General features: G+C 62.5%; 12 protein-coding genes. 5 read left to right on the top strand and 7 right to left on the bottom strand.

Annotated elements, in window-relative coordinates; translation table 11 throughout:
• Positions 1–2: 2 nt before the first annotated feature.
• On the top strand, positions 3–911 hold the full coding sequence (locus B6V72_RS10330; RefSeq protein ID WP_088735490.1) for a glycosyltransferase: 909 nt from the start codon (positions 3–5) through the stop codon (positions 909–911).
• Positions 912–915: 4 nt separating this feature from the next.
• Here the strand turns inward: B6V72_RS10330 and B6V72_RS10325 are convergent, their stop codons facing one another.
• The gene (locus B6V72_RS10325; RefSeq protein ID WP_075775155.1) at positions 916–1,554 is read right to left on the bottom strand and encodes a ChrR family anti-sigma-E factor; all 639 of its coding nucleotides are present in this window, start codon (positions 1,552–1,554) and stop codon (positions 916–918) included.
• Positions 1,551–2,138, bottom strand: coding sequence for a sigma-70 family RNA polymerase sigma factor (locus B6V72_RS10320; RefSeq protein WP_075775156.1), 588 nt, complete (start codon positions 2,136–2,138; stop codon positions 1,551–1,553). The genes B6V72_RS10325 and B6V72_RS10320 overlap by 4 nt, the downstream gene beginning before the upstream one ends.
• 190 nt (positions 2,139–2,328) lie before the next feature.
• Here B6V72_RS10320 and B6V72_RS10315 point away from each other — a divergent pair, with 190 nt between their 5' ends.
• Genes B6V72_RS10315 through B6V72_RS10300 form a run of 4 tightly spaced genes read left to right on the top strand, consistent with a single transcriptional unit; the run spans position 2,329 to position 6,119 of the window.
• Positions 2,329–3,639: an FAD-dependent oxidoreductase gene (locus tag B6V72_RS10315; RefSeq protein WP_088735489.1), complete on the top strand. Its 1,311-nt coding sequence runs from the start codon at positions 2,329–2,331 to the stop codon at positions 3,637–3,639.
• Complete coding sequence (locus tag B6V72_RS10310) at positions 3,636–4,388, top strand: DUF1365 domain-containing protein (protein ID WP_088735488.1); 753 nt, start codon at positions 3,636–3,638, stop codon at positions 4,386–4,388. The genes B6V72_RS10315 and B6V72_RS10310 overlap by 4 nt, the downstream gene beginning before the upstream one ends.
• Positions 4,388–5,551 carry a cyclopropane-fatty-acyl-phospholipid synthase family protein gene (locus B6V72_RS10305; RefSeq protein WP_075775449.1) on the top strand — a complete coding sequence of 388 codons (1,164 nt, stop codon included), beginning with the start codon at positions 4,388–4,390 and terminating at the stop codon, positions 5,549–5,551. Before B6V72_RS10310 ends, B6V72_RS10305 begins: the two co-directional genes overlap by 1 nt.
• Before the next feature lies 1 nt (position 5,552).
• Positions 5,553–6,119, top strand: a complete 567-nt coding sequence (locus B6V72_RS10300; protein ID WP_233243064.1) for a DUF3833 domain-containing protein — start codon at positions 5,553–5,555, stop codon at positions 6,117–6,119.
• On the opposite strand, the gene mtgA is transcribed toward B6V72_RS10300, so the two are convergent.
• The 5 genes from mtgA to B6V72_RS10275 all read right to left on the bottom strand — a co-directional run bounded on the left by mtgA (position 6,120) and on the right by B6V72_RS10275 (position 13,889).
• Entirely contained in the window at positions 6,120–6,866 is a 747-nt protein-coding gene (gene mtgA / locus B6V72_RS10295; RefSeq protein WP_075775159.1) for a monofunctional biosynthetic peptidoglycan transglycosylase, read from the bottom strand.
• A gap of 31 nt (positions 6,867–6,897) precedes the next feature.
• Complete coding sequence (locus tag B6V72_RS10290) at positions 6,898–7,815, bottom strand: Hint domain-containing protein (RefSeq protein ID WP_088735487.1); 918 nt, start codon at positions 7,813–7,815, stop codon at positions 6,898–6,900.
• Positions 7,816–7,946: 131 nt separating this feature from the next.
• Complete coding sequence (locus tag B6V72_RS10285; RefSeq protein WP_168173031.1) at positions 7,947–8,522, bottom strand: DUF1269 domain-containing protein; 576 nt, start codon at positions 8,520–8,522, stop codon at positions 7,947–7,949.
• 76 nt (positions 8,523–8,598) lie between these two features.
• Positions 8,599–13,137, bottom strand: a complete 4,539-nt coding sequence (gltB, locus tag B6V72_RS10280; protein ID WP_088735486.1) for a glutamate synthase large subunit — start codon at positions 13,135–13,137, stop codon at positions 8,599–8,601.
• Complete coding sequence (locus B6V72_RS10275; RefSeq protein WP_240497714.1) at positions 13,134–13,889, bottom strand: hypothetical protein; 756 nt, start codon at positions 13,887–13,889, stop codon at positions 13,134–13,136. Before B6V72_RS10275 ends, gltB begins: the two co-directional genes overlap by 4 nt.
• Position 13,890 lies beyond the last annotated feature (1 nt).

Raw genomic sequence — 13,890 nt, 5'->3', positions numbered from 1 at the left:
CAATGGCACGGGTCACGATCCTGATGGCGATACGCGATCCGGGCCCGGAGTTGCGCGATCAGCTCGAAAGCCTCGCGACGCAGACGCATCCTGAGTGGCGGCTGATTGTTGGGGACGACAGCCGAAGCGATGCCGCACACGATCTATTGGCAGAGTTCGCGCGGAGCCATGAGGTACGGATTGGAGCAGGGCCGCAAAAAGGCGCGGGGGTAAATTTCCTATCTCTTCTAAGCGGCTTGGACCCCGCCAAGACCGAGTTCATCGCCTTCTGCGATCAGGATGATGTTTGGTTGCCGGATCGGCTCGCGCGGGGGATTGCGGCCTTGGACGAGGGTAAACCTGCTCTCTATTGCAGCCGCACATGGGTCTGTGACGCTAATTTGGGAAACAAACACCTTTCGGCGCGACATCCAGATCGGCCATCGTTCCGTAACGCTCTGGTCCAGAATATCGCGGCCGGTAACACGATCCTCCTGAACCCGGGCGGGGCCGAGCTCGCCATCTCTGCGGCGCGCGAATTGCAGGTCGCGCCGCGCCATGACTGGTGGATTTATCAACTGTTCACTGGCTGCGGCGTCCGGGTCGTCTATGACGCGGAACCTACGCTTCTCTATCGACAGCACGGCCGCAACGCGGAAGGTGCGAACCTCACGATGCGTGCAAAGCTCTCTCGGTTGAAGCGGCTGCTGAAGGGTGAATGGCGTGGTTGGGTCGATGTCCAATGCGCGGCGCTTACCGCCTCCGCGCATCGGTTCACGCCCGAAAACCGGACCATTTTCAACCGCTTCTTGAATATGCGCGAGGCAGATTTTTCGACCCGAATGAAAGAATTCGCCCGGCTGAGGCTCTATCGCCAAAGCCGGGCGGCTACGCTTGCCCTTTGGATTGGGGCCGTGTTTCGCCTGATTTAGGGTCTCAAATCCGGAAAATCGGCTGCAGCAGGCGCGGCAGGAGCCCCTTGAACTTCAGCGGCGCATCGGTCGCGGCGAGGCAGATGCAGACATCTTCCATCCCCGCGATCGGCGTGTGGTCGAGATCGTCATCCGCCACTTCCACATCGCCCACGCCAAAGCGCCCGGTTTCGTCCGAGAAGGAGCCTTGCAGAACCATGGTCAGTTCCAGGCCGCCATGGGTATGATCGGGCACCGCCATTCCCGGCGGGATGTAGAGAAGCCGGGCCGACCCCTCTTTATCCTCGCTCAGGATGGCCTGCTTGATGCCGCCGCCCAAGGCACGCCAGCGCGGGTTGTCCGCACCCATAGCCTCGACCACGGCGCCCGGATAGATTCCTGCGCGCGCGGGTTGCGCCGCGACGATCACATCGTCGTCGTCCAGCCCATCAAACACACGTCGCCGCAAATCGTCGCTCGGCGCCATGCCTTCAAGCTCGTCCAGAACCAGCCCGCCTGCCAGTTCCTCTGCTTCAAGCCGTGCGCGACACTCGTCGCACTGGCTCACATGCGCCGCGACGACCAGCGAAAACGCATGACCCAGCGAGCCGGTCGCGTAAGACCGAACCAACCAATCGGGCAAATGATGCGTAATCTCCGTCATTCGTCTCTCAGATCCCTTAACTCGTGTCTAAGCTTCTCCAGCGCGAGCCGGATCCGCGATTTGATCGTCCCAAGTGCGAGGCCGGTTGCCTCGCGTATTTCGGCCTGTGTGAGTTCACCCACGTAGGCCCGCTCGATTATGTCGCGCTGCGCTTCGGGCAGAGCCTTGATCGCTTCACGCAGCTGCGCCGCTTCCTGTTCCAACCCGATCGCCGCGTCGGCTTCTCGGGTTTCCCGCGTTTCCGCTTCGGCGACCAGCTCGTCTGGAACGGGCCGGGGACGTCTTCGGATCACATCGATCTGCCGATTGCGCGCAATTCGGTAGATCCATGCCGAGGCGCGCGCCCGCGTCTCGTCGTAAAGATGAGCCTTGCGCCAGATCGTGAGCATCACGTCCTGTACCACATCCTCCGCCGCCGCCTGCGACATGCCAGAGCGCACCAGCATCCCCTTCAGCCGCGGCGAGAAGTGATCGTAAAGCCGCGCGAAGGCCATTTTGTCACGCCTGTCACGGACGGCGACGAGCCAGTCGGTCTGCTCGCATGCCGCCTCTGGCGTCGGTTTCGCTGAATTCTTGTCGTCCATACTCTTCCCGGCAAAGGTATGTCCCGCCGCGATTGGCGGGGTCCCCGTGGTGTCGAAGTTGATGGTCGCATCTCTCAGCATGTGACCGATACGCAGCTTATGGGAATCTGGTTCACATGAGTCGCGAAAAAACTTCTGATCCAAACGGTAATATGCACCGTTAAGCCTTCAAGAGCTTGGGAGAATTCGAATGTCATTTGATGCCGTGCATCCACAGGCGCAACGCATCGCGGTCATCGGCTCGGGGATTTCCGGTCTGGCCGCGGCGTGGCAACTCGCGCCGCAAAACCGCGTTACCGTCTACGAGGCGGAGCCGCGGCTCGGTGGGCATTCGCGGACGATCGTCGCGGGGCGCAACGGCGATCAGCCGGTCGATACCGGTTTCATCGTCTTCAACTACGCGAATTATCCCCATCTGACGCGCCTGTTCTCCGAGCTCGACGTCCCCGTCGAGAAATCCGACATGAGCTTTGGCGTGACGATCGATCAAGGCCGCATCGAATATGCGCTGCGCGATCTGAACAGCCTCGTGGCGCAAAAGCGCAACCTCGCCCGGCCGGGATTTCTGCGGATGGTCGCGGATATCGCGAAGTTCAATGCGAAAGCCGTCTCTGTCGCGCAGAGTGACGACGTGACGATCGACGGCCTGCTGGACGAGTTGAACTTAGGCGACTGGTTCCGGCGCTATTACCTGCTGCCGATTTGCGGGGCGATCTGGTCCACGCCCGCCGATCAGATCGGCGCGTTTCCCGCGAAAAGCCTGCTGCGCTTCTTCGAGAACCACGCGCTGTTGTCAGCGACCGGTCAGCATCAGTGGTGGACAGTCTCGGGCGGGTCGATCGAATATGTAAAGCGGCTGGAGGCGGCCTTGCGTCTGCGCGGTGTCGAATTCCGCACCGGTACCCCGGTCACCGCGATCAAGCGGGAGCGAAATTCGGTCGCCATTCTGGCGGAAAAGGCCCTTCCGGATCAGTTCGACCAGGTGATCATCGCCACCCATTCCGATCAGGCGCTCAAGCTGCTGGCCAAGCCGACCCCGCAGGAGCAGGCCGCGCTTTCGGCGGTCCGCTATCAGCCAAACGATGTATATCTTCATCGCGACGAGGCGCAGATGCCGCGTCGGCGCGCATGTTGGTCGAGCTGGGTCTACCAGGCGCAGACCCGTGCGAGCGAGACGCGGCTTGGTGTGACCTATTGGATGAACAAGTTGCAGAACATCCCCGAGCGCGATCCGCTCTTTGTCACACTGAACCCCGACACACCGATTGCCGAGGAAAAGATCTACGACCACGAGGTCTTCTGGCACCCGGTCTTCGACCGCGCGGCGTTGCGGGCGCAGGGCGAAATCCAGGCGATACAGGGTCTGAATCGGACCTGGTTTGCAGGGGCGTGGCTACGTCATGGCTTCCACGAGGACGGGTTCGCCTCGGCGGTTCGGGTTGCGCGCGAGCTCAATCGCGGGGCGCAGCCGCAGATCAAGTTCGAGAAGGTGCCCGCATGAGTGGCGAATTCTGTCCCGGTCACACGGTCCATGCCCGGCGGGGCGCGATTGCGCACCAGTTCCGCTATCACGTCGATTACGTGCTGATCGATCCGGATTCGCGGGGCCCCTGGCCAAGAGTATTCTCACGACGTGGGCGCAACCTCGCGACGGTGCAGGACAAGGACTATGGTGGGACGCCTCATCATGGGGAAGGCGCGGAGTGGGTCCGCAAGCAGCTCTCTCGGCTCGGTGCGCCGGAGATCGCGAAGCTCCGCCTTCTGACCCAACCGAAAATTCTCGGGGCGGGGTTCAACCCTGTGAATTTCTGGCTGGCCTATGATGCGCAAAACGACCTGCGCGCCGTTATCGCGGAGGTGAACAACACTTTCGGTGATCGGCACTCCTATCTCTGCGCCACCCCAGATTTCGACCCTATTTCTGCGGAAACCGAGCTTCACGCCGCGAAGATCTTCCATGTTTCCCCGTTCCAGACGATCGCGGGCGAGTATCGCTTCCGCTTCGATATCCGGGCGGAACATATCCGCATCCGCATCGACCACCGAAATGGAGAAGAAGGCGTGGTTGCGACCCTCGTGACCGACCGGCGTCCACTCACCTCGGCGGCACTTCTCGGGATGGCGCTGCGCCGTCCGCTCACCCCAATCCGCACGCTCGGCCTGATCTACTGGCAGGCCCTGCGGCTCAAGCTCAAAGGCGCCCGCTACCTGCCGCGGCCCACACCCCCGACCGAGGAGATCAGCCAATGATGCCTTTCCTGACCAACCGCATCCGCAGCGAATTCCTCGCCACATGCGAGAAAATCGAGCATGGGACGCTCTATTTGCGCCTGCCCGACGGCACCGCTCGCCGCTTTGGTCACGGAGAGCCGCAGGCCGATATGGAAATCCGCGACTGGCAAGCCGTGGTGGCGATGGCGTCTCGCGGCGATGTCGGCCTGGGCGAGGCCTATATTGCGGGGCTATGGGAGACCTCCTCGATCGAGGCGCTTCTTTCTCTCGCGCTGAAGAACCTCGATGTGGTCGACGGCTATGCCTATGCGGGCTTCTGGTCGAACCTGAAATTCCGCCTGATCGACCGGTTGATGCGGGCCAATTCGCTGCGTGGCGCTTCGCGCAACATTCGGGCGCATTACGATGTCGGAAATGAGTTTTATCAACTCTGGCTCGATGAAGGGATGAGCTATTCGTCGGCGCTTTTCGCGCCGGGCGACAGCGATCTGCACCGGGCCCAAAACCGCAAGCTCGATCGCATTCTCGACCGGATGGGTGAGGGGGAGCAGGTGCTGGAGATCGGCTGCGGCTGGGGACATTTCGCCGAACGCGCGGCCGAGCAGGGGCGCCACGTCACCGGCATCACGATCTCGCCCAGTCAGAAAGGCTATGCCGATGCGCGGCTCGACGGGCGCGCGGATATCCGGCTTCAGGACTATCGCCGTACGCCGGGGCAGTTCGATCATATCGTCTCCATCGAGATGATCGAAGCGGTCGGAGAGCGCTACTGGCCGAACTATTTCCGTACTCTGAAAGAGCGGCTGGCGGAGGGCGGTTCGGCAATGATTCAGGCCATAACAGTGTCTGATTCCTACTTTCCGAAATATCGCCAGACCTCGGATTTCATCCGGCAATACACCTTCCCCGGCGGGATGCTCCTGTCGGATGGCGTGATCCGGGATCAGGCGGCGAAGGCGGGCCTGGCGGTGAAGGACAGCTTCGCTTTCGGGCAGGACTATGCCGAAACCTGCCGGCAATGGGCCGCCCGCTTGAAAGAGCGCAGCGCGCGGGCTGCCGAGCTGGGCTTTGGCCCGGAATTCCTGCGCAACTGGGCCTACTATCTCGAAGCCTGCGCGGCGGCTTTCGCGGTCGGCCATACCGATGTCGTTCAGGTGCAACTGGCACATGCGAGGGCGTAACATGATGCTGAAATTGTTAATTGTCGTCGCGGCCCTGATCTTTGCGGCTTTGCTGGTCCGACACTTCTTCTTCTCTTTCCCGGCGCAGAAATCTGCGGATTACGCGGCAGAGAGCCCGGAATTCGACATCCGGCGGGCCTTCGACGGTCCCGTCGAGGCGCACGGCATGATCTACGGGCCCGACGGCCGCGTCACCTCCCGCTTCCGCGCTGTGATGACGGGGCGGTTCACCAATGACGGTGGCGTAATCGAGGAAGAGTTCGAATATGCCTCAGGGCGTCGCCAGAGCCGGGCATGGAATATTCAGTTCGGGCCGAACGGCGAGATCAGCTCGACCGCCGACGATATCGAAGGCCGCGCCGAGATGGAGCAGTCGGGCAACGCGCTGCGGATGCGGTACCGGCTGCGGCTGCCGGAAGACGCGGGCGGCCATGTGCTCGACGTGACCGACTGGATTTACCTGATGCCGGACGGGACGCTTCTGAACCGGTCGCAGATGCGCAAATTCGGCATCAAGGTGGCGGAGCTCTTCGCGGTCATGCGGCCGATGACCGAACCGGCCGAATGATCACTCAAAGCAACTGGCGCGGCCGTCTTTCTGGATCGTCGCCGCGCCATCCATGATCGAACGCGCGCGGCGCGACAGGAAGCTGCCGGGCTTCGCTGCCGAACGGTCCTTCGGGTCCGGCAGGACGCCTGCGATCAGCGCGGATTGCCGGGCGCTCAGCTTGTCGGGTGTGCTGCGGAAATAGCGATGCGCCGCAGCATCCACCCCGAACGCTCCCTCATCGAACTCGGCGACGTTAAGATAGATTTCCAAAATCCGTCTCTTGCCCCAGATCGCTTCGGCGAGCGGTGTCATAGACGCCTCCAGCGCCTTGCGCAGCCAGCTTCGGCCCTGCCAGAGGAACACGTTCTTCACGGTCTGCTGGGTGATCGTCGAGGCGCCGCGATTGGCGCCATCGTCGATCGCCTTGCGGATCGCGCGCATGTCGAAGCCCCAGTGATTGCAGAAATTGGCATCCTCCGCCGCGACGACCGACCGGGCAAGCACCGGCGCAATATCCTCGAGCGGCACCCATTTCTGATCCACCGCACCGAGCCGCTGGCGTTCGCTCCAAATCGTCCAGGTGGTCGGTGGATTAACGAACTTGAAAAGAACCATAAGCACGAGCACGAGCGCGACGAGACCGAGCAGGCCGCGCAGTGCCCATTTAAGAGCACCGCGAAACGGCGCTCGCATGCGGGTGGAGACACTCGATTTCGTGCTGCGTTTGGCGGGCTTTCTGCCCGTTTTTTTCGTGCTCTTTGCCATGCGCGTATAAGTCACAGCGCGCCCCGAGGGGTCAAGCGACAAGGAGCGCCAATTCCGGCCCGCGTGCCACCTGTCGCGCCGTTACCATGGCTTCGATCGGTGCGTCTGCGACGGCTGTCCACGCGGTGCGGATCTCCTGCGCGAGGTCGCGATCTTCGTCGAGGATCATGTTCCCTGGAAAAAGGCTCTCGCTCGGCGCACCTTCGGCAATCAGAATATGATGCCGCGCGAAAAGCAGATGGCGATAGTGGACGGTTGCCCTCGGCTCGATCCGCACGCTTTTGCCATTCACCAGATGCTTTGCGGCGATCAGCACCTCGCTATCCGCGCAGGCGATCTCGGCGCGCCAGCCGCGCAGCAACATCCGGTGTTCCTGCGATACGTAGAGCGGACGTTCGTTCCCAATGGCACCGGCGGCGAAGCGGACCGGCGCGTAAAGGCCGGCGCCACGGCAGACCCGTCCCCCCGCCCAAAGGAGCGGCTGCGGCCCTTCGTCTTCGGTTGAGACGAGATCGCCTGCCGAGAGCGTTTCGACCGCACGCGGACCAGTGGGTGTCTCGATCCGCGTTCCGGCGAGAAAACAGGCCGGTCCGAGGTCGCCGACAGGGGCCTGCGTGCTTTGCGTGACGTAGGTCGAGCTGACGAAGGTCGCGTTGTGGAGGATCGTACCGTCCGAGGGCGTAAACACGGCCGTCCCGTCGCGCAGGTAGAACGTATCGCCGGTGATCGTTTCCTGCATGCCGTTCGCACGTTCGATCGTGATCGTGTCGCCGCGCCAGACATCGGTGACGCGTTGGCCGTTAATCGTGTCGCGGGCACCGTTGCTGCTTGATATCCAGTTGTCGTTGTTCCTGTCGACGATTTCGAATGTCGTCGGAGACAGGGCGGTGCCTGCGGTGGGCGGATTGCCCGGGTCCATGACGTAGAACTGATCGTAATAAGTCGCCATCTTTACTGCCCTGGTAACGTTATTATTGGTTATTCGTTACGTGGTAAGCAGCGATCTGGGCGACACGAAGGCGCCTGCAAGGCGCAAAATTAACACAGGATTAAAAAGTGGCAGCCCGGCGACGGGCCAATTCAGAGCGCAGAGGGGCCGACCATACGAGCAAGGCCGCCGGTCGAGCCTTCGCTGATTTCCTCGCCGGTGAACGCCGTGGTGCCCCCGGAGGAGAGCGCGACTTCCAGCCGTTCGTGGAAATCTTCCGGCAAGGGAATCTGCAGCACGCGGCCGCTTGCATGGCCCAGTGTCCGCATTCGGTCGAGCACTTCGGCGGCGCTGGCTTTCTTAAGCATGATGAAGACCGCAGAGCCGCCTTCCGGCAGGCTCTCCCCCGCCTCGCGCAGGAAGGAGGTATTCAGCCCGACATCCGTGAACTTGCCCGAGATCACCCCGGCCCCGGCGCCCACCACTGCACCGACCAGTGGCGACAGGAAAACCAACCCGAGGACGCCGCCCCAGACCGCGCCGCCGATCGCGCCGAGGGCGACCGTATTGTTGTTCTCATGGACCCGGACCGCGCCGCTTTGCTCGCGGGTCACGACGACAATGTCCTGCGACCGGAAAAATCCCTCTTTCTCGAGGGCGGTCAGTTCCTCGCGCATCGCGAAACCGGCGGCTTCCGTTTCATGCGCCATCACCAGTAATTCGGACATCGTTACCTCCAGACAGAACAAAGGGCGAGACATCTGTCTCGCCCTTTGAAACGGTTCCGTGAGGGGGTGGGTTCCCTTATTCCGCCGGCACTGCCTGCGGCTCGTCGCTGAGCGGATAGGACAGATGCGCCAGCATTTCCTTCGGGCAGACCTGCAGGAAGTTGGCCTTCTCGGTCTCCCAGTGCTGGAGAATATCTGCGCCTTTGCGCGATCCCGTTTCGGCGACGTGACGCTCGATCAGGCCTTTCAGCTCGGCTTCCCAATGCTCGTGGCCCAGACCGCAGGTGACAAGGCTTTCGAGATTGATCAGCTCTTCCGCCGTGTTGTCCGGATCGTAGAGATAGGCCATCCCGCCGGTCATGCCCGCACCGAAGTTCGGGCCGATCGAGCCGAGGATCACCGCGACGCCGCCGGTCATGTATTCACAGCCGTTGGAGCCGCAGCCCTCGATCACCACTTTCGCACCCGAGTTCCGCACCGCGAAGCGCTCGCCCGCGCGGCCCGCCGCAAAAAGGTGACCCTCGGTCGCGCCGTAAAGCACGGTGTTGCCGATGATCGTGTTCTCGGAGGCCACCAGCGGCGAAGCCATGGGCGGACGCACGACGATCATGCCGCCCGAGAGGCCCTTGCCGACATAGTCGTTGGCATCGCCCGACACTTCGATCTTCAGACCCGGGGCCGCGAAGGCGCCCAGCGACTGACCGCAGGAGCCGGTCAGCTTCACCGTCAGGTGGTCCGATTGCAGCGCGTTGCGCATCCCGAAGTTCTTCACGATGTGCGAAGAGGCGCGCGTCCCGATGGTGCGCAGCGTGTTGCGCACCGCGTAGGAGAGCTGCATCTTCTCGCCATCCTCGAAGAAGCGGTGACCGTCCTTGATGATCTCGGCGTCGAGCGTGTCCGAAACCCAGTTACGCGGCTTCGAGCGGTCGTAGACGATCTTGTCCCAGCCATCGACGGTGATCAGGAGCGGATTGAGATCCAGATCGTCGAGATGCGCCGACCCGCGGCTCACCTGGCTGAGAAGATCGGCGCGACCGATCACCTCGTCGAGCGAACGCGCACCGATTGAGGCGAGGATTTCGCGTACTTCCTGAGCGTAGAAGGTGATGAGGTTCACCACCTTGTCCGCGGTGCCGGTGAACTTGGCGCGCAGCTCCGGATCCTGGGTGCAGACGCCCACCGGGCAGGTGTTCGACTGACACTGACGGACCATGATGCAGCCCATCGCGATCAGGGCGGCAGTGCCGATGCCGTATTCCTCGGCCCCCATCATTGCCGCCATCACGATGTCACGCCCCGTGCGCAGACCGCCATCGGTCCGCAGCGTGACGCGTTCGCGCAGGTTGTTCATCGCGAGAACCTGATGCGCCTCGGTCAGACCCATCTCCCACGGGAGACCGGCATATTTGATCGAGGTTGCAGGCGATGCACCGGTACCGCCGTTGTGGCCCGAGATCAGGATGATATCGGCCTTCGCCTTCGCGACACCGGCCGCGATCGTGCCGACGCCCGAGGACGCCACCAGCTTCACCGTCACTTTGACCTTCGGGTTGATCTGCTTGAGGTCGTAGATCAGCTGCGCGAGGTCTTCGATCGAGTAGATGTCGTGGTGCGGCGGCGGCGAGATCAGGGTCACGCCCTTGGTCGAGTGCCGCAGACGCGCGATCAGGTCGGTGACTTTCATCCCCGGAAGCTGGCCGCCTTCACCGGGCTTGGCACCCTGAGCGACCTTGATCTCAAGCTCTTCGCAGTGGTTGAGGTATTCGGCGGTGACACCGAAACGGCCCGACGCCACCTGCTTGATCTTCGCCGACGGGTTGTCGCCGTTCGGCTCGGGCACGAAATGCGCCGGGTCTTCGCCGCCTTCACCCGAGTCCGATTTCGCGCCGATCCGGTTCATCGCGACGTTCAGGAGCTTGTGCGCCTCGGGCGAAAGCGCGCCCAACGACATGCCCGGCGTCACGAAACGCTTACGGATCGAGGTGATCGACTCGACCTCTTCGATTGGCACCGGCTTGCCCAGCGACTTGATGTCCAGCATGTCGCGGATGTGGATCGGCGGGTTCGCCCGCATCATCGCGGAATACTGCTTCCACAGGTCATAGCTCGCGCGGTTACAGGCCGATTGCAGCATGTGCATCGACTGCGCGCCCCAGGCGTGGCTTTCGCCGGTGCGGCGCGCCTTGTAGAAGCCGCCAATCGGCAGCACGTCCTGACCGCCTTTCCAGCCCTTCGCATGCACGCCTTCCAGCGCGTGCTGGATGCCGTGCAGACCGATGCCGGAGATGCGCGAGTGCATGCCGGGGAAATATTCCGCGACCATCGCGCGCGACAGACCCACGGCTTCGAAGTTCAGACCGCCGCGATAGGAGGAAATCACCGAGATCCCCATCTTCGACATGATCTTCAGCAGACCGGCGTCGATCGCATCGCGATACTTGCGCATCGCATCGACGAGCGAGCCGCTCAGCAGCCCGCGGTCGATCCGGTCGGCGATCGTGTCCTGCGCGAGATAGGCGTTCACTGTGGTCGCGCCCGAGCCGATCAGCACCGCGAAGTAATGCGGGTCGATACATTCCGCCGAGCGGACGTTGATCGAACAGAAAGTCCGCAGACCTTTCTGCGTCAGCCAGCTATGCACCGCCGAGGTCGCGAGGATCATCGGCATCGCGACCTTGTTCTCGTCCTGCTCCTCGTCGGTCAGCACGATATGCAGCGCACCCGAGCGCACCGCGTCTTCGGCTTCCTGACGGATCCGGGTCAGACCCTCGCGCAGCGCATCCTGATCCGCATTGGCCGGGAAGGTGCAGTCGATCATCGCCACCTGCTCGCCGAATTCCTTGAGCATGTGGTCGAATTCGGAATTCGCGAGGAACGGGCTTTCGAGGATCCAGATTTCGGTCTGCGAGCTGTCCTCGTCGAGGACGTTCTTCAGGTTGCCGAAGCGCGTCTTGAGCGACATCACCCGGCTTTCACGAAGCGAGTCGATCGGCGGGTTGGTCACCTGGCTGAAGTTCTGACGGAAGAAATGGCTCAGCGGACGGTATTGCTTGGACAGAACCGCAGGCGGCGTGTCGTCGCCCATCGAGGCGATGGCTTCCTTGCCGTCCTCTGCCATCGGCGCGAGAATCTGTTCAATCTCTTCGACCGTGTAGCCCGCTGCGACCTGACGCTTGCGCAGCGTGCCGCCGGAGAATTTCGGCTCTTCCGGCACGTCCACGAGGATCGCGTTCAGATCGGTAACCTTGCCGACCCATTCGCCGAAGGGCTGTGCCGCGGCCAGTTTGTCCTTGATTTCGGTGTCGTGGTAGAGCTTGCCCTCGCGCATATCGACCGCGATCATCTGACCCGGGCCAAGCGCGCCCTTTTCCACGACCGTCGCCTCATCGATCGGCACCATGCCGGCTTCCGAGCCTGCGATCAGGACGCCGTCACCAGTAATGACATAGCGCAGCGGGCGCAGGCCGTTGCGGTCGAGACCGCCGCAGACCCAGCGGCCATCGGTCATCGCCAGCGCGGCGGGGCCGTCCCACGGCTCCATCACGGCGTTGCAATAGGCATACATGTCCTGCCACGCGGAGGGCATCGTATCGGTGGATTTCGACCACGGCTCGGGCACGAGCATGGTCTTCACCATCGGCGCGTTGCGGCCCGAGCGGACCATCAGTTCGAACACCGCATCGAGCGCACCGGAATCCGACGCACCTGCCGGGATGATCGGCTTGATGTCTTCGGCGCTGTCGCCGAAGGCCGAGGAGGCCATGCGGATTTCATGGCTCTTCATCCAGTTGGTATTGCCCTTGATCGTGTTGATCTCGCCGTTATGCGCCAGCATCCGGAAGGGCTGCGCCAGCCACCACTGCGGGAAGGTGTTGGTGGAATAGCGCTGGTGATAGATCGCGAAGGCGGATTCGAAGCGCTCATCCTTCAGATCGGGATAGAATTCCGCGACCTGCTCGGCCAGCATCATGCCTTTGTAGATGATCGAGCGCGTCGACAGCGAGCAGATGTAGAGCCCGTTGATCTGCGCAGCGATCGCCGCTTTCTCGATGCGGCGACGGATGATGTAGAGCTCGCGCTCGAACTGCTCCTCGTCGATGTCCTTGTCGTTGCGGATCAGGATCTGCTCGATCTCGGGACGCGTTGCGTTGGCCTTCTCGCCCAGCACTTCGGTGTTCACCGGAACGTGGCGCCAGCCGTAGATGTAGTGACCCATCCGAAGAACTTCGGATTCGACGATCGTGCGGCAGCGCTCCTGCGCGCCGAAATCGGTGCGCGGCAGGAAGACCTGACCGACGGCAACCATTTTCTCCATGTCCGGCTCGTGGCCGGTGCGGCGGATCTGGTCGTAGAAGAAGGGGGCCGGGATTTGGACGTGAATGCCCGCGCCGTCGCCGGTCTTGCCGTCGGCATCGACCGCGCCGCGGTGCCAGATCGCCTTCAGCGCGTCGATGCCGTTCTCCACGACCCGGCGCGAGGCCTTGCCGTCGATCGACACCACGAGACCGACGCCGCAGGACGCCTTCTCGTCATCTTCCTTCCACAGCGAATTCTCGTTCATCCACTGGCGTTTCGCTTCCTCGGCGGCCACCCAGGCTTCGTCATATTTGGTCATTGCAGTGCCTCCTTGGAGAAAGAGCGGGAAAGGGGGGCGAGGCTGACGCGCGTGGGCCGCAGATCGGCCTCCGTCATCATCAGGTCGCAGTCATATTCAGGCGTCTCGGTCGAAAAACCGGGATCGCCGGGAAAGTCGAAGCGTACCGGGCTGTCGTCATAACTCACGACATCGCCCTGATCGTTCTCGAACCGCTCGGCACCGCTGAAGAACACGCGATACTTGCGCGAGCTATATTGCGTGCCGGTGCGGGTCGCGACGGTTTGGCCGTTCTGGTCGTCTTCGCGCAGGTCGAAGGTGATTGTCTCGAGCGGAACATCGTCGATGCTGAGCGAGTTGCCGGTGAGGGCATCGCTGCCGACATAGCGGCGCAGGCCCCGGTAATTCGACCGCGTGACGAAATCGTAATCGTCCTTGCCATCCGACAGGAGCGCCGAGAACGAGGGGGCGTCCTTCGACGCGCCCGGATCGAACATCTCGATCTCGCCGGTATCGGTCGACACGCTTTCGAGCCAGCGGGTCTCGGAATCTATATGGCTCAGGTAATAGATGCCCTCGCCATCCGCGAACGCGGTCCAGAGATCGCCCTCGGGATCGGCGGCGCAGCGATAGTAATTGGCGACCTGACAGTTATGCATCTGCACGGTCATGAAGACCTCGCAGCCCTGCGGCGGCTTGAAGTCTGCGGCATGGGCGGGCAGGGCGCTGAAGAGCCCCCCGCAGATCGCCATGCCGAGAAAATTCGACCGCATC

This window comes from Thioclava sp. F34-6 (assembly GCF_002213235.1).
GTDB classification, from domain to species: domain Bacteria; phylum Pseudomonadota; class Alphaproteobacteria; order Rhodobacterales; family Rhodobacteraceae; genus Thioclava; species Thioclava nitratireducens.
This window is presented reverse-complemented; position numbering and strand designations above follow the sequence as displayed.